Annotated in this window: 16 protein-coding genes and 1 pseudogene; 9 read left to right on the forward strand and 8 right to left on the reverse strand. The window is 38.6% G+C overall.

Annotated features, from left to right (window positions below):
• Positions 1-20: 20 nt before the first annotated feature.
• Positions 21-392 (forward strand): hypothetical protein, encoded by a 372-nt coding sequence (locus ACVIJU_RS02320; protein WP_456687200.1) that lies wholly within the window; start codon positions 21-23, stop codon positions 390-392.
• Positions 393-625: 233 nt separating this feature from the next.
• Here ACVIJU_RS02320 and ACVIJU_RS02325 read toward each other — a convergent pair whose 3' ends face one another.
• Positions 626-2,044, reverse strand: coding sequence for an NAD(P)-binding domain-containing protein (locus tag ACVIJU_RS02325; RefSeq protein ID WP_456687201.1), 1,419 nt, complete (start codon positions 2,042-2,044; stop codon positions 626-628).
• Positions 2,045-2,655: 611 nt separating this feature from the next.
• On the opposite strand from ACVIJU_RS02325, the gene ACVIJU_RS02330 reads away from it, so the two are divergent.
• From ACVIJU_RS02330 to ACVIJU_RS02340, 3 genes are read left to right on the forward strand one after another with little or no spacing between them, the layout of a single operon-like run.
• Positions 2,656-3,378, forward strand: a complete 723-nt coding sequence (locus ACVIJU_RS02330; RefSeq protein ID WP_063388279.1) for an ABC transporter ATP-binding protein — start codon at positions 2,656-2,658, stop codon at positions 3,376-3,378.
• The gene (locus ACVIJU_RS02335) at positions 3,375-4,400 is read left to right on the forward strand and encodes an ABC transporter permease (RefSeq protein ID WP_094244781.1); all 1,026 of its coding nucleotides are present in this window, start codon (positions 3,375-3,377) and stop codon (positions 4,398-4,400) included. Before ACVIJU_RS02330 ends, ACVIJU_RS02335 begins: the two co-directional genes overlap by 4 nt.
• 31 nt (positions 4,401-4,431) lie before the next feature.
• Positions 4,432-5,085 (forward strand): TetR/AcrR family transcriptional regulator, encoded by a 654-nt coding sequence (locus ACVIJU_RS02340; protein WP_130156921.1) that lies wholly within the window; start codon positions 4,432-4,434, stop codon positions 5,083-5,085.
• 636 nt (positions 5,086-5,721) lie between these two features.
• Here the strand turns inward: ACVIJU_RS02340 and ACVIJU_RS02345 are convergent.
• Positions 5,722-6,942 (reverse strand): IS110 family RNA-guided transposase, encoded by a 1,221-nt coding sequence (locus ACVIJU_RS02345; protein ID WP_063388609.1) that lies wholly within the window; start codon positions 6,940-6,942, stop codon positions 5,722-5,724.
• Positions 6,943-7,224: 282 nt separating this feature from the next.
• Positions 7,225-8,502, reverse strand: a complete 1,278-nt coding sequence (locus ACVIJU_RS02350; RefSeq protein ID WP_063388282.1) for a cation:dicarboxylate symporter family transporter — start codon at positions 8,500-8,502, stop codon at positions 7,225-7,227.
• 283 nt (positions 8,503-8,785) lie between these two features.
• Here ACVIJU_RS02350 and ACVIJU_RS02355 point away from each other — a divergent pair, with 283 nt between their 5' ends.
• Together ACVIJU_RS02355 and ACVIJU_RS02360 are read left to right on the forward strand one after the other, a co-directional pair.
• Entirely contained in the window at positions 8,786-10,093 is a 1,308-nt protein-coding gene (locus ACVIJU_RS02355) for a sensor histidine kinase (RefSeq protein WP_456687202.1), read from the forward strand.
• A 4-nt stretch (positions 10,094-10,097) separates the two neighbouring features.
• Positions 10,098-11,027: a response regulator gene (locus ACVIJU_RS02360; protein ID WP_339193666.1), complete on the forward strand. Its 930-nt coding sequence runs from the start codon at positions 10,098-10,100 to the stop codon at positions 11,025-11,027.
• 139 nt (positions 11,028-11,166) lie between these two features.
• Here the strand turns inward: ACVIJU_RS02360 and ACVIJU_RS02365 are convergent, their stop codons facing one another.
• On the reverse strand, positions 11,167-11,577 hold the full coding sequence (locus ACVIJU_RS02365; RefSeq protein ID WP_327848286.1) for an Rrf2 family transcriptional regulator: 411 nt from the start codon (positions 11,575-11,577) through the stop codon (positions 11,167-11,169).
• A gap of 183 nt (positions 11,578-11,760) precedes the next feature.
• Here ACVIJU_RS02365 and ACVIJU_RS02370 point away from each other — a divergent pair, with 183 nt between their 5' ends.
• The gene (locus ACVIJU_RS02370) at positions 11,761-12,390 is read left to right on the forward strand and encodes an NAD(P)-dependent oxidoreductase (RefSeq protein ID WP_341343326.1); all 630 of its coding nucleotides are present in this window, start codon (positions 11,761-11,763) and stop codon (positions 12,388-12,390) included.
• Positions 12,391-12,630: 240 nt separating this feature from the next.
• On the opposite strand, the gene ACVIJU_RS02375 is transcribed toward ACVIJU_RS02370, so the two are convergent.
• The 4 genes and pseudogenes from ACVIJU_RS02375 to ACVIJU_RS02390 form a co-directional block, all read right to left on the reverse strand.
• Complete coding sequence (locus tag ACVIJU_RS02375) at positions 12,631-14,553, reverse strand: ABC transporter permease (protein ID WP_066251461.1); 1,923 nt, start codon at positions 14,551-14,553, stop codon at positions 12,631-12,633.
• A complete protein-coding gene (locus ACVIJU_RS02380) occupies positions 14,543-15,304 on the reverse strand; it encodes an ABC transporter ATP-binding protein (protein ID WP_117016894.1) in 762 nt (253 codons plus the stop codon). The genes ACVIJU_RS02375 and ACVIJU_RS02380 overlap by 11 nt, the downstream gene beginning before the upstream one ends.
• Before the next feature lie 94 nt (positions 15,305-15,398).
• A pseudogene (locus ACVIJU_RS02385) lies at positions 15,399-16,404 on the reverse strand (sensor histidine kinase).
• A complete protein-coding gene (locus ACVIJU_RS02390) occupies positions 16,397-17,092 on the reverse strand; it encodes a response regulator transcription factor (protein WP_063389136.1) in 696 nt (231 codons plus the stop codon). The pseudogene ACVIJU_RS02385 and the gene ACVIJU_RS02390 overlap by 8 nt, the downstream one beginning before the upstream one ends.
• 308 nt (positions 17,093-17,400) lie before the next feature.
• Here ACVIJU_RS02390 and ACVIJU_RS02395 point away from each other — a divergent pair, with 308 nt between their 5' ends.
• Positions 17,401-18,306: a carbon-nitrogen hydrolase family protein gene (locus tag ACVIJU_RS02395; protein WP_063389120.1), complete on the forward strand. Its 906-nt coding sequence runs from the start codon at positions 17,401-17,403 to the stop codon at positions 18,304-18,306.
• Positions 18,272-18,940, forward strand: coding sequence for a GNAT family N-acetyltransferase (locus ACVIJU_RS02400; RefSeq protein ID WP_235600487.1), 669 nt, complete (start codon positions 18,272-18,274; stop codon positions 18,938-18,940). Before ACVIJU_RS02395 ends, ACVIJU_RS02400 begins: the two co-directional genes overlap by 35 nt.
• Positions 18,941-19,117 lie beyond the last annotated feature (177 nt).

Below are 19,117 nucleotides of genomic sequence, written 5' to 3' on the forward strand. Positions count from 1 at the left end.
GAACAAAGGAATGATATAGTGTGATAATAGACTCTAGTTACGATGAGTTGAAAAATGCACAAACCGCTATCGAAAACTTAAAGACAACAACACCAACTATTTATCGGAAATTTTTAAATATCGTCCATTTGACTCGTCAATTACAATATGGATATCAATATATGGGCTCTTTACTAATGGATGAAGACCCGGATCGATTCCAACCGAAATTTCAGGATGATTATGTATTGTCTATCTATCATCAGGAAATCGAAAAACTAAAAAAAGATAAAAGATTTCCGGAATTAAAACAATTGCTGCAATCATATAAACATATTAGCTATACAAACATTAGCAAGCTGGCTTTAGGGGAAAAACCAGCAGCATTAATTGGTCCAGCCGTGGTCCATTAATTGTTCGAAGGAAACTGAAAAAATTTAATTGGGTGGATCGAACTTTGATTCGATTCACCTTATTTATTTTTAAAGAGTGTTAAAAGGCCGCTTTCTCAGACCATAAATTCCTTGCATTACAAACAGCTGTCCGAAAAAAATATAAACGTTATTTTTATTTGAAAAAGGGGCGCCTCTTAGCTGAAAAATCAGCTTGAGACAGCCCCCACACTACCAACGGTTATTCTAAGGCCTTACTCCTTTTTAGTCCATTCACCGACAAATTCGATTTCGTTATAGGAATAGAAGTCTTTCAATATCTTTTCGCGATCATCTAAGAAAAGCTGATCCGCTACTTCTGACACGAGCTTGCGTATCCCGTATTTCAGGCCGGAAAGAGCAGCTGCTGTAATGCCGCAGCTGATCAAACCCGAATAGTTGAAAGCGAAAATTCCGTACAGAAGCTTTTTGCCCTTTTCATCGCGGCTTATAAAAGCGAAACCAGGGCTGAGATAAGGATGGGCATCAAGCATTGGATTGGCCAGCTCCTTCGGGGGAAGATAGCGGTCTCCCCAACGAGCAATGTGGCTTTCGACAAGTCTCAGCTCCGGACGCAAAGCAGGATCAGTGACGAGTCCGGTGCAGATGATCAGAAAATCGAAGGTGAACTTGCCCTGAGGTGTGGTCACTACTGCACCTTGATCTGCAGCTTCAACATCAAGCCATGGTGCTCCTAAGTGCAGGTGAAAACCGGGCCATGAGGCTGCGCGTCCGAAGGTATCGTTGGTCGGCGGCTGATTATATTTAAAGAAATGAGCGATGATTGCATATTTATCAGCGTCCGATAGAGCTTGGAAATGTTCAATTAGACCGGAAACTTCCATATAGCGGATCGGATTGATACGCTGCAATTTCTTGCGGCGGACAAAGACATGAACTTCGGCCGCACCCTCTGATAAGGCAAAATTGGCATTATCAAAGGCAGATGCGCCGCCGCCCAAAATTCCGATCTTTTTCCCTTGTAGTGCTTTAAAATCAATTGCTTCTGAGGAGTGGGCATAGAGATGATGCGGCAATTTTTCAGCAATGAAAGGAGGAACATGCCATTCGCCGCCGCCTTGAATTCCCGTTGCTAAAATAACCTTTCGTGCGAGCAATATGTCAGATGGTGCACCCGTTCCTTCAATATGAAGCCGGTGAATCCCTTCATCAGTCGGCTCTATCAACTTCAACTTTACTTCATTGATGACGGGCAGATTGAGAACTTTCCGAAACCAGCGCAAATAATTCATCCAATCTCCCCGAGGAATTTTGTCTAGCGCTTCCCAGCCTTCCGGTCCGAATTGTGCTTCCCACCAAGCGCGGAAGGTTAGGGAAGGAATCCCAAGGTCGATGGAGGTCAAATGTTTAGGTGTTCGCAAAGTCACCATACGGGCGTAGGTTTCCCACGGTCCTTCCCAGCCCTCTCGGTTTTCATCAATGACAAGAATGTTGGATATCCGTTCGCGTAGAAGACCGAAAGCCGCACCTAAGCCGCTTTGGCCGCCGCCGACGATCACGACATCGTAGACATGCCCTTCAGGTTTTTTTAGCGTTCGCACCCAGCTTGGACCTCCGAAGGCGAGATAGGAAAGATCGGTTTTCACTTGTTTGTTTAATGCCTCTAAGCTCATCCTTTTTCACTTCTTTCAACTGTAAGAATTTGAAAGTCACATATGTCAGCCTTATCCGTAAACAGAAATCCGCATGAGAAGAATTATTATATTGAATCAATCATTATTGTTTTTACAGTACCACTTGCCCATATAGTATCACTTCAACCATTTTTATTGAATGTGTATTGTATCTAAAATCTCCTTTAATCATTATGTAAAATAACTAAAAATGCTTGTTTATTTTCCTCTAAGGAACGAATACCAAGGCTATCTTCATCTAGTCGTTCCTGTAAAACACTTCTAATGAGTCAATAGCTAACCGATTGCCCCGATTTCTCCTGCATATTAATAAATGAGCATAATTTGTGCAAAAAAGCGCATCTTCTGATGTTCATTCCTCAGTAAATTTGTGTGGATGTTTTTTCTAGTTCAAATGCTTATTGTTGTTTTTTGTATAAATCCGCAGCGGTCAGCTTTTTTAAGACGATAACTATTAAAGCCGAAGCTGTTGTAAAAAATTTTTCCTATCATTTGCGAAAAAATGAGTGATTACTCACTTCACAAAGTTCGTTTGCTCAACTATAATGTATGTGAGTACTCACTCATTTTATACGAAAGGAAGGGAAAAAATGGCCTCAATGATTATTGTCCGTAAAGCTGCGATTTCATTCGGGAAGGAAAAAGTGCTAAAAAATATTGATTTGGACGTAAATGAGGGAGAGATTTTCGGGCTTCTTGGTCCATCCGGCTCCGGGAAAACAACGTTGGTCAAAATGATCACAGGAATTTTAGAGGGAGATCAAGGAGAAATTTTCATCAAAGATCAAAAGGTTCCTTCGCTCGAGCTAATGAAATCAATCGGTTATATGGCGCAATCGGATGCTCTTTATCAGGAGTTGACCGCGAAAGAAAACCTGGAATTTATAGCTGCCATTTACGGGCTAAAACGCCAAGAACGGAAGAAAGCGATTCAGGAAGTTTTGGAAATTGTAGATTTAACTGATCATATGGATAAAGTTGTCAGGGACTTTTCAGGTGGGATGAAAAGGCGGTTGTCTCTAGCTGCTTCGCTCATGCATAAACCGGATCTATTAATTTTAGATGAACCGACGGTTGGAATCGATCCAGTGCTTCGCCAATCAATATGGAGTGAATTAAGAAAACTAAAAAACAACGGGATGACCATTTTAGTTACGACACATGTCATGGATGAAGCGGAAAAGTGTGATCGTTTGGCCATGCTAAGAGACGGTTATATCATTGCTTGTGACACGCCGGAAAAGCTAAAGGAAAACCAAAAGGTCGATTCACTTGAAGAAGCATTTTTAGCATACGGGAGGAATGAGAAATGAGAGTAGGAGCTGTTGTCATCCGAATTATAAGACAGTTGTTAAGAGATAAACGGTCGATTGCTTTATTGATCTTTGCGCCGCTTTTAGTTATCACTCTTGTATGGCTTGTATTAGACGGCGACCCATACGAACCGAAAATAGCAGCAGAAAATATACCGGCGCCGCTTGAGCAAGTATTGCAAAATGAATTGGAGAAAGATGTTGTTCAAATGTCCGAAAGTGAAGCGAAGGAGGCTTTTCAAAAAGAGGATTTAGACGCATTTATAACGATAAAAAATCATGTTCCGTATGTTTTGCTGGAAGGAAGCGACCCGACAGCCAATTCAGCGGTTATGAAGGTGATTCAAACCGCCTTCAGCTCCCTGTCAGACCAAAAAAATATTCAGCCTGATGTCGAATATTATTATGGCTCTGACAAAATCAATCTTTTTGATCAGACGGGTTCAGTACTAATCGGTTTTTTTGTCTTTTTCTTTGTTTTTGTGTTAGGCGGCATTTCATTTTTGCGGGAAAGAACACAAGGAACATTAGAAAAATTGCTGTCGACGCCGATTAAAAGATGGGAGATTGTAACAGGCTATTTGCTAGGATTTGGCTTATTCACGATTATTCAATCGTTCGTTATTGTCACGTATTGCGTATATGTACTTGATATTTGGATGGCAGGGGATTTTTGGCAGCTGTTAGTAGTTACATTTTTATTAGCCATCACTGCGCTGGCGCTTGCTACCCTTTTATCAGCCTTTGCAAATAATGAGCTGCAAATCATGCAGTTTATTCCGATTGTCATCATTCCACAAGCATTTTTTTCGGGAATCTTTAACTTGGAGACATTGGCAGAGTGGTTGCAAGTGTTGAGTAAATTTATGCCGCTTACTTACGGAGCGGACGCCATTCAAGAAATCATGATTAAAGGAAAAGACTTGGTCGATCTTTGGCAGGATTTGCTAATATTGTTCGGCTTTGCGCTGCTTTTCTATGTCTTAAATATATTTGCATTGAAAAAACATCGCAGGTTATAACAATAAAAGAGAGAAATAAGGAGGAAAGTGTATGGACCAGAAAAATTTTATGGACGAGTTCATGAAGGCAGCGAATCAAGATTTAACGCCAAAGCAGGCAAAAATTCTTCAAGCGGCAGTCGAAATTTTCGCCGAAAAAGGGTATGCTGCGACATCCACGAGCGAAATTGCGAAAAGAGCCGGGGTAGCGGAAGGAACGATTTTTCGCCATTATAAAACAAAAAAAGATTTGCTGATATCCATCGTTTCACCGATCATTATAGAATTTGCCGTTCCCTTATTTGCTGAAAGGTTTATCAATGAAGTTTTCCAGGATCAACGACTTGATGATTTTGAAGATCTGTTAAGGAAAATCATCCGTAACCGCTATCAATTTGTCAAAAACAATGTCCCATTGTTAAAAATTTTTTTTCAGGAAATGGCGTTCCATGCAGAAATTCAAGAAAAATTTAGCGCGGTTTTTACTGAAAAAGTTTTGCCTCAGTTTATAAAAGTTGTCAACCATTTTAAACAAAACGGGCAAATAGGAGATTTTCCCACCGAGACTGTCATACGTTTAACGATTAACTCGATCGTTGGTTTTTTCATTACCCGCTTTTTGGTCATGCCGGATTATCCATGGGATGACGAGAAAGAAATAGAATACACGATCCAATTTATTCGGAACGGGTTAAAGGGGATTTGACTTTGCTTTCAATAAAGAAAAATCACAATTATGATACGCCGATTTCAAATATCGGATGAGTAGCAGTAGATTTGGCTTAATATAATTTTTTCATTTATGAAAATATGAGAGTTAGTTATTCTGTATATTTCATTAGGAAGTATTTTGAAGTCAAATTGAAGGTTTAAAAAAATGAGCCTATAACGGTGTTAGTCATTGGAATTTTAATAAAGAAAATCATGTGCGTAAGGAACAAGGGAAAAAGAAATAACTAGGACCGAGGGCTGGGCGTTCACAACTATAAAGTAAAACTAATATATGGCTTCTTCATGGGATCTTTCAATTTTCTATCTTTCATTGCAAAAGGGGCTGTTTTAGAAAGTCAAATCGCCATTGAAAACAAAAAATCATAAACACCGATATATCAACGTTTCTAAAGCATTCATGGGGTGTCTAATAAGCCGTAAAAACGACTTATTAGACACCCCCTTTTCTTACCTCTAGTCAAGTATTTTTTATTAAATAATTTGGTTAATATAGATTTTATTTTGGAAGGAAGGGGGACCCCTTCCTTCCAAAATAAATTTTCGCATGACAAATAGACCTCACGATTTCCATTTTTTTCGTCAGGTCTTTGTGATATAATCTTACTTACGATTACTGATGCATTGTTGCCTTTTCGTAATCGTATTTCAGATTATGTGTGATAAGGTGATAAGCCGATTTCAAGAACTTATTCACGCATGCTATGGACGCAACTTTATGAGGTTTCCTCTGGGGTTGCGTTTTTAATTTATCATAATAATCTACAATATGATTTTGTGTGTTTTTCCGTAGTTGGATCATGGTCTGGATCATGTAAAATAGAATCTTTCTAAGTTTGTTATTTCCTCTTTTATTAATCTTGTCTTTATAAAAGGTATTCCCAGATTGATATCTCATAATATCAATACCGACGTAAGCATTCAGTTGTTTATGGTTTTTGAATCGTCGAATATCTCCTAATTCTCCAATTAAACGAACTGCAGTCGTTTCTCCGATTCCTGGAAATGAAATTAAAATCTGATACTCTTGTTTATCTTTCGATAATTTAACCATCTTTTGGACAAGTTGATCTCTTTTCTCCTTCAAGTCTGCAATCCGTTTGGCATAATCCCGCACTTGTTCACAGCGAATATCATCTTTTGAAATTGCTGGATACGCTTCTTTTGCTGCTTCGATTAAAGCGATCCCTTTTTCTTCAGCACGTGCCAATGATAAGTTTTTTCTTGTGTTGGCTTTTAAACGATTACGAATCACTGTTTTTGAACAAACTAACACATGATCCGGATGAGGGTATAATTGAACGACATTCAAAAATAAAGCAGAACGTTTACTGAATAGCTTTTCTAACTCGGGAAAACTCAATTGTAGAATCGCATGTAAACGACTATATAAATGCGTCATTTCACTACTTAATTCATCATAATATCTCGTCATTGCACGCATTTGTTTATAATATTCCCCTTCTTGATAAGTTTGTTCACGTTCAACTCTAAAGTGAGTTTTCGCAAGTTCATGAGCGTCGCTTTTATCTGTTTTTTGTCTCCTCATTGAAGCCATTTGAATATTCGCTTCGAGTGGGTTAACTCGATAATACATATAACCTTGATCACCTAAGAATCGTTCTAGTGGTTTTGAATATACGCCTGTTGCTTCAAAGACAATATCAGGTGCCTGTGCATCTTTTTGTGTTAAAGATATAAGGGTTTCGTTTAATTTCTCGAAAGAGTAGCGGTTATGGGTTATTTCACCCTCATATTCGCATTGACGATAACGGTCATAAATGACCATTGTACTTTTCCCCATACTGACATCAAATGCCACTACGTGTTTCATATTTTCTGCCTCTCCTTTTTAGCCAAACATAGAAGTTCTTCACATTGCCTTATTGATTCCATTTTCTTATACACGGTCTCTTCGGACCCAACATACTAAACTGATTCAAATAAGGATGTGAAGTTGGTCTGTTTTTAATACGGACTCTATTTGGTCCCAGGGGATGTTCGACCTTCCTTCACTTCTACTATAAAAAAATAGTAGCACAAACCTTGGCCTAGGTCTGTACTACTAATGTTAGTATGTTTTGATTGCAAAGTTTTTGGAATTATATCGGTTATATTAAGCTGCGGATTGCTTATTATTTTTAAAAGAATTGATATATGAAATAGCTTTTTCAACATCGAACTGACCTTCCCATTTAGACATAACGACAGCGGCTAATGAATTTCCAATGACATTGACCACTGTTCTAGCCATATCGAGAATACGGTCAATACCTGCGATAAATGCAAGACCTTCAGGCGGGATGCCTACTGCTCCCAGCGTAGCCAACAGTACAACAAATGAAACGCCTGGAACGCCTGCAATTCCTTTTGAGGTCAACATTAATACTAGCACCAATGAAATTTGATCAGCGATGGACAAATCAATGCCATACATTTGTGCTATAAACAGTGCTGCTAATGCTTGGTATAAGGTTGAACCATCTAAGTTAAAGGAATAACCTGTTGGAATGACAAATGCTGTAATGGATTTTGGGCATCCGAATTTCTCCATTTTCTCCATTATTCTTGGCATAACTGTTTCTGAGCTTGAGGTTGAATAGGCAAGGATAAGCTCTTCTTTAAGTAAACGGATGATGTGAAAAATGTTTAGACCGACTAATTTTGCAACAAATCCAAGAATGACGACAACGAAGAATAACATTGTTGCATAGCCGACAATTACTAATTTACCCAACGGCACCAATGATTCGATACCGAATTTAGACACAGTCACACCGATAAGGGCAAACACACCAAATGGTGCAAATTTCATCACTTGGTTCGTCACCCAGAACATCGTTTCAGCTGTACCTTGGAAAAAGGCAATGATCGGTTTTCCACGCTCTCCGATGGCTGTGACTCCAAGTCCGAAAAATACAGAGAAGAAAATGATCGCCAGCATATTTCCTTCAACAAATGCCTGGAAAATGTTTGGTGGAACAATGTTGACAAATGTATCAGCTATTCCGTGGCTTTCAACTGCTTCTGCCGTATCGACATAACTATGAATATCTGTTTTCTCTAATGAGCTCATATCGACGCCGGAACCAGGCTGAAAAATGTTAGCTGCTAAAAGTCCGACAATAATGGCGACAGTTGTAATAATTTCAAAATACAAAATTGTTTTTCCGCCAAGCTTTCCGAGCTTTTTTGTATCACCTACACTTGCAATACCGACAATTAAGCTGGAAATAACAATTGGAATGACGATCATTTTAATTAATCGTAAAAATATATCCCCAATTGGCTGCAAAAATTTCGCAACATCTGGGTTACCATAAAAAATAGTACCAACAACAATACCTAGTACAAGACCTATTAAAATTTGCCAAGCCAAGCTTATTCTTTTCATCATAGCACCTCTTTTCTTTTATAATTGCCTCCAAAACGAATGGATGACAAAATTGATTATCATTATCTTTTAAATGATTACTCGTCAAAATAATAAGCTATAATAATTAGTAGAGTTGTTTGCGAGAGCGCTTACGAGTTATCTCATCTAATTTAAAATTGAAACTACAAGATCAGACGATAAATCTACAAAATTCTACAAATCGATTATTTACTTCGTTTTTAACATTCTAACTTTTATTCAATTTTTTAAGAGGAACCATTATAACAAGGTTGTGGTAATATTGAACTTGCACTCTCTTGAAAAAAAAGAACTTCAATTATTGGTTGCAATGATCATTTTGGTTCCGCTCGCTGGCGAAATTAAATTTTATCCATTTAATGAAGTTTATCGGGTGAGTTTTGGACCTCCAACATTGTTTATTTTTTTATTGTGGCTGAGAAAGGTACCAGCTGTTATATGTGGTGTTCTTGCAGGCTTATCAATTGTGACATTTCGGGTTCTTCTCGATTTGATATCCCTTACATCTGTTGATTGGATGGCTTCCATTCATACAAACTCCCCTTATTTTTTCTATTACTTCACGTATGCGCTTGTTTTTTCTGTTTTAAGAATTCACCGATTTTACAATCGACCATGGGTGATCGGCCTTTTGGGGATTGTGATAGAATTGGCAGCTGGGATTGTCGAGCTACTCGCTGAAAATATTATGATTGGAACGGTAATGACTTTAGATGCCTTTAATAAAATTATGATTATTGCCATATTCCGAAGTTTTTTTGTGATCGGTTTATTTAGTATGATAAAATTGCATGAATCTAAGCTAAGGGAAGCGGAAATTCAAAAACGCAATGAACATATGATCATGCTGGTATCGAACCTTTACGAAGAGTCGGTGCTATTAAAAAAATCCGTTCAAGATGCTGAGGAAATTACGAGGCAATCTTACAACCTGTATCAAAAATTGCAGGAGATCAGGAAAGGGAAGAAAAGGCTGTCGCTGGAGGAGCTTTCACGGCATGCCTTGAGGATTGCCGGCGAGGTTCATGAGATCAAAAAAGATAATCAACGCATTTTGTCTGGACTTTCAAAAGTAATTTCAGAAGAAAGCTCCCTTGATTATTTAGATGTCCGATCACTTTTATCAATCATTGTTCGAACACATGAGAAGTATGCTGAGCTGTTGGGGAAAAACATTGAATTCAGTATTGCATATAATGGGTCACATCCTGAGTATCATGTGTATACGTTTATTTCCATTGTGAATAACCTTGTCGCTAACGCAGTGGAGGCCATCAAAGGAACTGGCAGCATTGAGATTGCAGTGGAGCGGGAAAGTGATTGGCTCCAAATACGCGTTCATGATGATGGTCCCGGAATTCCCGATCAATATAAAGATATTATTTTTAAACCAGGATTCACCTTGAAATTCGACAGCACGGGCAATTCATCAACAGGTATTGGGCTTTCATATGTGAAAGAATTGGCAGAAAAGCTTAACGGGGAAGTAATGATTGATCATCAGGAAGATAGCAAAGGGGCAACATTTATCGTTCGTCTGCCAATTGGAAATTTAACCCAGAAAAGGTGATTTTATGAGGTTTTTTATAATAGATGACGATGAGTCAATTCGTACTATGCTATGGCATATCATTGAAGACGAGGAACTTGGTGAAGTCGTCGGTGAAGCAGCAGACGGTGCTGATGTTAGCGGTGAATTTTTAAATTTGAAGAAAGTCGATATTTTATTAGTTGACCTGTTAATGCCCGTTCAGGACGGCATTGAAACGATTAAGAAAATCAAGCCGATTTTTAAAGGGAAAATTGTTATGATATCGCAGGTGGAATCAAAGGATATGATCGGCCAAGCTTATGAATACGGAATCGAAAACTATATAACGAAGCCGATTAATAAAATTGAAGTATTGTCAATCTTAAAGAAGGTGATGGGTCATATACGTTTGGAAAAAACCATTCAGGATATCCATCACTCTTTATATAGCGTTATGAACGTTGATCATCTTCTAAAGCAAAATGTAAATCCTTATAAAGAAAATTCTCTTTCTGCCAGTGCACGATTCCTCCTTTCAGAACTAGGCATTGCCGGAGAAAGCGGCAGTAAAGATCTCATTGAAATCATGCAGTTTTTATATGATTACGAACAAGAGAAAACATTTGCCGGCGGATTTCCTTCATTAAAGGAGATATTTAGAAATATTGCGTTGAAGAAGCTTGGAGAAGCAGCCAGTGAAGAGGAGCTGAAAAGGGAAATTAAAGCGTCTGAACAACGTGTGCGGAGGGCGATCTATCATTCCTTGAACAACTTAGCGTCACTTGGGCTCACAGACTTCATCCATCCAAAGTTTGAAAATTACTCATCCAAATTTTTTGATTTCACTGCTGTTCGTCAAAAAATGGAGGAATTAAAAGCCGATCGGCCTGCAGCTGCATCGTCTATACGAATCAATACGAAAAAATTTATCCATGCTTTTTATTTTGAAATCAAGCACTTGATGGAGGAATAAAATCGATTTCAAAGATTCCCTGCATGCGTGCAAACTTATGAAAGTAAAAATGAATCATTCACCTTATTCAAAACAGCGAAACGGTCATAAGTGCCGAAAAAGAGGAAATAACTACAGCTTCATTTTTTATGGGCCATTCTTATTGTAAGAAATGGCCCATTACGTCTTTTAGGGATTGGCTGGCCAGCTCGTCTTCCATCGCTTTTTGAACGCGCGTAAATGTGCTGTCCAGGGCGGATTGAATGTTTTTTCCAACGGGACAATTGGGGTTCGGATTTTCGTGAATGGCGAATAATTCGTCTTTCGGTTCGACCGCTTTAAAAATATCCAAAAGTGTTATGTCTTCAGGGTTTTTTGTTAATTTTGCTCCGGTTCTGCCGGCATGGGAAGTTAATAGTCCCGCTTTCTTGAGCATGCTTGTAATTCGCCGGATCACCACGGGATTCGTGTTGACGCTTTTGGCAATAAATTCTGAAGACATATGCTCAAGGGGATTTGATGCTATTAAGATCATAATATGAATCGCCACTGCTAAACGGCTGTTAATCATAAGTTTCCACCACCATTTGTCACTATTTTAGTGACAAATTTGAAATTTTGTCAAACAGGTTGGCAGGCAATGATTTCCGGATGACAGCTTCAATCAATAAGTTGACAGGGATTTATATTTGTAACTATAATAGTTACATATATTTGTAACTGAATTAGTTACATAAAGGGAGGAAAATTGTTTATGAAAATTGCCGTTATTGGTGCAACGGGAAAAGCAGGAAGTTTAATAGTAAAGGAAGCTAAGGAACGAGGACATGATGTTACGGCTATTGTCCGCAATGCTTCTAAAGTGACTGATGTACCAGCTGTTGAAAAGGATATTTTCGATATTACATCAGAGGATATAAAAGATTTTGATGTTGTTGTAAATGCATTTGGCACTGCACCTGGTGAAGAGCATAAACATGTGGAAGCAGGAAAAGTATTAATCAATGCCTTGAAAGGAGCGCCTAATACGCGGCTTATTGTTGTAGGCGGAGCGGGCAGCCTGTTTGTCGATGAAGCGAAAACAACCTGCCTCTTTGATACGCCGGATTTTCCGAAAGAATATTTGCCGGTAGCGAAAAGCTCAGCTCAAAATTTGCAAGATCTTGAAAACTCTGAAGGGATTCAATGGACTTATATTAGCCCAGCTGCATTTTTTGATCCGCAAGGTCCGCGCACAGGTGAATATAAAGTTTCAGGCGATGTGCTTGCTGTCAACTCTGAAGGCCAAAGCTACATCAGTTATAGAGACTATGCGATAGCACTTGTAGATGAAATTGAAAACCGTAAGCACATTAATAAACGTTTTTCCGTCGTATCCAAATAAAAGCTTGATTGCCGAGCGGTGCAGATTTTCTTATTTTTTTACGGTTTGAGATTTGGGAGGATTTCGGGGGTTATTCATATAATGAAATATAAGCCTCAGACACCCTGTGGGGAGCTGAGGCTTATATTTTTCTATAAAGTTGAACAAACTACCCGTTTTTCACACGGGCGGTTTTTTTAAAAATAAAGAGGGGGTTCCCAAAAGTCAACTTATACTGACTTTTTGGACAGTTCCTTAATATTAAAGAGCCGCTTTTATTACTTTTTTATAATAAAGTACGGAGAGAAAGCCGAAAATCGAATACAAAGCTGTATATAGCAGCATGACGAGAATCATTGGCGTCCAGAGCTCTGTGCCGAATAAAAACCATCCGGATTGAACGGCAAAGTAGCTGTGGAAAAGTCCGATGATCAAAGGAATCCCAAAATTAAAAGCTTGTTTGGCTTGAACTCCTTTGAGCAAGTCGCCTTGTGTGAAGCCGAGTTTTCTTAAAATGGTATAATTTAGCTTTTCATCTTCGCTCTCATCCATTTGTTTGAAATAAAGAATGCAGCCGGATGTAATCAGAAAAGTTAAACCTAAAAAGCCGACAATAAACATGCTGAGCCCCATAGATCGTTTTTGATTACTGCTCATGGCGAGCCGTGAATCATGATTGCCGCTAAACGTCGTTTTTTGAAAGATTTCATTAGCTTCCTGTATTTTAGCTTCATCTTGAATATCAATTCCTATATGAACAGACGGTTTCATGTCCATGTCCTTTTGTAAACGGTCAAATATCGTTTCGTCGACAATGGCAACAGGCAGGCCGCCGCCTGTGAAAAAATAGGAAATGTAGTATTCCTTTTGTAAACCTAAATATTTTTGCGGTATGACTTCGTGCCGGCCTTTTAATTCGATTTGACCGGAACTTTTCAGCGGCATAAACTTCTGCATCATATCGTTATACCCTGCAAAAAGAGTTTCATCTGGAGACAGATTGATCTTTTCTACATCGTCGTCACTAATGATTGGGAGAGGCATGGATGCCGGGTCAACTTTCAATTCCTTCAGCTTTGTATCTAATATTTTTTCCATATTGATGTTTGCGTGGATCACATCAATCATTTTTTCACTGTATGGAATGTGATGCGCATGTAATGCTTCTTTAAAATGCTTTGCATCTTCCGCATTCGTCAGAGCAAAATCGGCGGCGACATAATTTTCAGCGGATTTTTCCGATGAATAGTAGGAAATATAACTTAAAGATAACAATCCGATGGCAAGAGCAGAGACGGTTGTAATGATCGTTAATAATAAAGCATTTGACTTCATTCGGAACATAATCGATGAAAGAGATAGTACCTCATGAATATTTAAATAACCATCCTTCTTTTTTCTAATGAGATAAAAAATAAAGCTGACAGACCCTTTATAAAATAAATAGGTTCCGATAATAACAGATCCTAGTATAAAGATCATCGCAAGGAATAGCTCATTCATCGTAGTAAAATCGCCGCCAAATAACTTAGACGAAATATAGTAGCCTATAATGATGAAGAATATGCCGAGAATCCCGATAATCATTTCCAACAGGGATACTTTTTTTACTTCTGTAGTGGAAGCAACTTTAAATAAAGATAAAATGTTCTGCTTTTTAATAAATACGTAATTCAACAGCATGATACAAAGATAAATCGCACTAAAAACGATCACTGTTTGGATCAAAGCATTAGGTGAAAAAGTAAGCGTTGCAATGGCATTGACGCCGGTAATTTTAAACAAAATCATAATGAATAATTTGGAGCTGGAAAATCCAATAAAGACTCCAATGAATAATGAGCTGAAATAAATGATAAAATTCTCAGCCGTAAGAATGCGGAATATTTTCCCTTTTGTCATGCCGATTAATTGAAGCAAGCCAATTTCTTTACTGCGCCGTTTAATGAAGATGTTATTGGCATACAAGAGAAAGACAGTCACAATGACAATCAATAATACGGATGCAGTTCGAATGGCAGCAGCCCCTTTAATCGAGCCTTTTGTTGCATCCATTGACGGATCATATTGCAATGTGACAAACGCGAAATAAAGGGCTACTGTAAACATTAAGGCAAATACATATAAATAGTAGTTTTTCAGATTTTTTTTCAAATTACGGAAAATCAGCTGATTAATGCTCATTTTGCACCCCGCCTAATACCCCTTGGGTTTTCATAATATGCTGAAAGAACGTTTGTCTTGTTTCTTCCCCTTTTATTAATTGGGTATAAATTTGTCCGTCTTTTATAAAAATGACCCTGCTTGAGAAGCTTGCTGCAACCGGATCGTGGGTGACCATAACAATGGTGGCTTTTCGTTTTTGATTTAATTTTTGCAGCTTGTTTAATAGATCAGATGCCGACTTTGAATCAAGGGCGCCTGTTGGTTCGTCGGCAAAAATAATGCTCGGCTCATGAATAAATGCCCTTGCTGCTGAAGTGCGCTGTTTTTGGCCGCCGGAAATTTCATTCGGATATTTGTCTTTGATCTCATAAATTCCTAGTTCTGTCGCTAGTTCATTAAATTTTTGCTCCGCGTCTTTTTTTGCTGTTTTTGTAATGGATAAAGGCAGCAGGACGTTTTCTTTCACTGTCAGTGTATCGAGCAAATTGTATTCTTGAAAGATGAATCCTAAATGTCTTTTGCGGAATTCAGCCAGTTGTTTTTCTTTCATGCTTACAATGTCTTTTCCTTCTATTTTGATCGTTCCTTGGCTGACTTGATCAATAGAGGATAGAACATTGAGCAATGTCGTTTTCCCTGAGCCGGATGCCCCCATGATGCTGACGAATTCTCCCTTTTCGACACGAATGTCCAATCCCTTTAACACTTCTTGTTTATTAAATTTGTTTCCATAGCTTTTGTAAATTTTTGTTGCCTCTAAAATATACATATCGCGTCCCTCCTTGATATTTTTATCATAATCGTCCTTCTTGTATTTTTCCTTCGATTCAGCGAACAAAATGAAAAAGCATGTGACAAAATTGTCACATGCTTGTAATGCGGACAAATTCATTTTTCTTTGGAAAGGTTAAGGTAACAGTCGTTCCTTCTCCAAGCTTTGACTCTACTTTAATATCTATCAGCAATGTTTCGGCGGCTTTTTTCGCCAAGTATAATCCCATGCCTGTTGAGGCATTGTCCTGATGTGCGGTCGTGGATGTGAAGCCTTTGTCAAAAATGCGCGGCAGATCCTTCGGGTCAATGCCACGGCCGAAATCCTTCACTTTGATCATTGTTTGATCATTTTGCCGATAGCTTTGAATGATGATATCGGATGAATCGCTGTATTTTACCGCATTTGTTAACAGCTGTCTCATGATAAAGGCGAGCCATTTCGCATCGCTTAGCACTTCAGCAGCCTCTAGCTCGACCTCAAACCCAATTCCTTTTTGCATACACCATGATTGCAAAGCTTTTATCTCTTTGAAAATGAGTGGTTCCAGTGCAACATTTTCAATATATAAATCATTTTCCATGAAAGGAATCCGTTTTTGATGAAGCTGCTGGTCAAGCAGCAGATGAATGCGCAGCCATTCATATGTCAATTGTGCTTTGATAACTTCATCATCTAATCGTTCAATGATTAAATGCATCGCTGTCAGCGGTGTTTTAACTTCATGAATCCATGACAGCAATTCATCTTTTTCCTGCTCGAGCGCAATTCGATTTTGCGAAGCCTCTTGTTTCAAAAGCTTCGTTTGGTTTATTATCCGCTGTTCAATCATTTTTTCAAAAGGGCTTTCAGCATTCGCTATACTTGTTAAATCAAGGCTGTTTTCCCATCCTTCCAAGCTTTTATAAAACTTTGTTTTCTTTATTGTAGCGGATGATGACAAAAATGAAAAAAATAATCATCAATAAAAAGACAATATAGAGAACGGACTTTAATGAAATGGTTGAATCAAGATAAGAAATAAAAAGGATAAACAGCTGCATGAATAAAAAGAGAAGGATCCAGCTCTTTCTTTCAATAATATATTTTTTAATCATATACGGCTGCCTCTTCCTTTGCCATGTAGCCTTGGCCGACTTTCGTTTCAATAAAGCGTCCCAACCCGAGCTCATCCAATTTTTTTCGCAAACGATTGACATTGACCGTTAAGGTATTATCGCTGACAAAGCGCTCATCCTCCCACAGGCTTTTGATTAATTCTGTCCGGCTGACGATTTTGTTTTTCTTCTCAAGCAAATGCTTTAATATCAATAGTTCATTTTTAGTTAGTTCAATTGTTCCTTTATCATTTGTGACCGTATTGTTCTCATAATCGACCGTCGCCCCGCACCATGCCTTCAGCTTCATTTGTTCTGTATTATAGTTGTATACTCGGCGGAGAATTGCTTGTATTTTTGCGATAAGCACCTCGAAATGAAACGGCTTTTGTATAAAATCATCCGCTCCAAGCTGCATTGACATCACCATATCGGTCGGGTGATCCCGCGATGATAAAATAATAATCGGAACATTTGAATGGGAGCGGATCGTGCGGCACCAATGAAATCCATCAAACTTTGGCAGCTGAATATCAATGATGACCAAATCAGGCTTGATGGCTGTAAATTCTTCAATCACTTTTCCGAAGTCTGTAATGCCGTATACATCATAAGACCATTGTAATAACCGTTCTTTTATTTCATGAAACAGGGTGGTGTCATCCTCAATCAGCAAAATTTTAAACAATGCTTTCACCACACTTTTCCTCTGATCTTTTTAAACGTTTCGCTATTCCATAGTGCTGTCGATTTAAAGAACAGCGGTTCGTTTTTTTCGATGTTTTGTATAATTTCCAGAACACATTTTGAATGTGTGGCTGTTCAAAAGTTTTTCGGTCTTCTGAAGATTGTAATATCACGTGATAATTCATTTTCGTTCACTATCTTTTGCATAATTATTATACTGTATTTAGCAAATTAAATTAAACTGGTTTTATGTTATACTTTGTTCAGTAATAAGCGGGGAACAGATTATGATGAAGGGAAAGAGGCTACATGAAAATACGTGTATCTGCTGTTCAATATCATCTTCATTCCATCGGGAGTTTTGAAGATTTTGCAAACCAAGTAACGCATTATGTGAAAACCGCAGAAGAGTTTGATGCTGATTTTGTTCTTTTTCCTGAATTTTTTACGACTCAATTGCTGTCCATTCCGAATCAAAAGCAGACGATTCAAAATTTACCTCATTATACGGACCGATATTATTCACTATTTACATCGCTTGCTAAAGAAACGGGCATGCATATTATTGGAGGCACTCATATTATCGAAAAAGAGGGACGATTGTATAATACAGCCCATTTATTTTATCCCGATGGCCGGATAGCTGAACAAGCGAAGCTTCACTTGACGCCGACGGAAGTGAAAGAATGGCATCTGACTCCCGGAGAAACGGTTCAAATATTTGAGACCGAAAAAGGAAAAATTGCCATGTTGACTTGTTATGATATCGAATTTCCAGAAATCGTTCGAATTGTACGAGGAATGGGAGCTGACGTTGTGTTCTGTCCGTCTTGTACAGATGACCGCCACGGATTTCAACGAGTGCGGTATACAAGCCACGCCAGAACGATTGAAAATCAAATCTATGTGGTGACAACAGGGACAGTAGGTTCGCTTCCTACCGTTGATTTTATGAGGGCAAATTTTGGCCAGGCAGCGGTCATTACTCCGAACGACATCCCATTTCCGAAAAACGGGATCTTGATGGAGGGGGAAATAAACCACGATATGATTATTACGGCGGATCTTGATTTATCTCTCTTATACAAAGTGAGAGAAAACGGATCTGTCACCACTTGGAGAGACCGCCGCTTTGATTTGTATCCTGATTTAAGTGTTCATGGACGAAAGGGGAATGGAGATGAGCCGTTACAGAAAGAGATTTTATCTGAATAATCAAGGTCGCAATGTCGAAGTGGTGATAAGGAATTATAATGAAGCAGATTTTGATGAATTAATTGAAATTCAAAAGGAAAGCTTTCCGCCGCCTTTTCCATCAGAACTTTGGTGGAATAAAGAGCAATTAACGAATCACGTGACATTGTTTCAGGAAGGCGCTTTATGTGTTGAGGTAGAAGGAACGTTAGCAGGATCGATGACATCTTTAATCGTGAATTTTGATCCCGCCCATCCTGATCATACTTGGGAAGAGATAACGGACAACGGCTATATCCGTAACCATGATCCGAATGGCAACACTTTATATATTGTGGATATTTGCATCCGTCCGTCCCACAGAAAGCTGGATTTAGGAAAATGGCTTATGCAATCAATGTACGAAGTAGTTGTCCATAAAGGATTGGATCGCTTGCTCGGCGGCGGCAGAATGCCGGGATATTATAAATATGCGGATGAGATGTCAGCTGAACAATATGTCGATGCTGTCGTCAGCGGAAATTTAAAAGACCCGGTTATTTCATTCCTTCTCCGTTGCGGACGGACGCCTCTTGGAATTGTGGCTAATTATTTGGAGGATGAGGAATCCCGTAACTATGCTGTTCTAATGGAATGGAAAAATCCGTTTAAATAAGTAATTGAAAAAAGCTGCTTGAACGCCAATTATTGGTGATACAGCGGCTTTTTTTCATGCTCGCTCTACTAATATTTTAAACTTGCTTTCACATGGAATATGAGCCAGTTTCCATATCAAACTTCGGCTTTTTGGATCTGTACCTCCGATATGATCGTTCGGTATTTACATATTGCA

The organism is Aeribacillus sp. SP014, from assembly GCF_054055575.1.

Excerpts from the sequence above, each read along its gene's own strand:
- ACVIJU_RS02325 (WP_456687201.1), bottom strand. The coding sequence starts at position 2,044 with ATGAGCTTAGAGGCATTAAACAAACAAGTGAAAACCGATCTTTCCTAT.
- ACVIJU_RS02330 (WP_063388279.1), top strand. The coding sequence starts at position 2,656 with ATGGCCTCAATGATTATTGTCCGTAAAGCTGCGATTTCATTCGGGAAG.
- ACVIJU_RS02335 (WP_094244781.1), top strand. The coding sequence starts at position 3,375 with ATGAGAGTAGGAGCTGTTGTCATCCGAATTATAAGACAGTTGTTAAGA.
- ACVIJU_RS02340 (WP_130156921.1), top strand. The coding sequence starts at position 4,432 with ATGGACCAGAAAAATTTTATGGACGAGTTCATGAAGGCAGCGAATCAA.
- ACVIJU_RS02345 (WP_063388609.1), bottom strand. The coding sequence starts at position 6,942 with ATGAAACACGTAGTGGCATTTGATGTCAGTATGGGGAAAAGTACAATG.
- ACVIJU_RS02350 (WP_063388282.1), bottom strand. The coding sequence starts at position 8,502 with ATGAAAAGAATAAGCTTGGCTTGGCAAATTTTAATAGGTCTTGTACTA.
- ACVIJU_RS02360 (WP_339193666.1), top strand. The coding sequence starts at position 10,098 with ATGAGGTTTTTTATAATAGATGACGATGAGTCAATTCGTACTATGCTA.
- ACVIJU_RS02365 (WP_327848286.1), bottom strand. The coding sequence starts at position 11,577 with ATGATTAACAGCCGTTTAGCAGTGGCGATTCATATTATGATCTTAATA.
- ACVIJU_RS02370 (WP_341343326.1), top strand. The coding sequence starts at position 11,761 with ATGAAAATTGCCGTTATTGGTGCAACGGGAAAAGCAGGAAGTTTAATA.
- ACVIJU_RS02375 (WP_066251461.1), bottom strand. The coding sequence starts at position 14,553 with ATGAGCATTAATCAGCTGATTTTCCGTAATTTGAAAAAAAATCTGAAA.
- ACVIJU_RS02380 (WP_117016894.1), bottom strand. The coding sequence starts at position 15,304 with ATGTATATTTTAGAGGCAACAAAAATTTACAAAAGCTATGGAAACAAA.
- ACVIJU_RS02395 (WP_063389120.1), top strand. The coding sequence starts at position 17,401 with ATGAAAATACGTGTATCTGCTGTTCAATATCATCTTCATTCCATCGGG.
- ACVIJU_RS02400 (WP_235600487.1), top strand. The coding sequence starts at position 18,272 with ATGAGCCGTTACAGAAAGAGATTTTATCTGAATAATCAAGGTCGCAAT.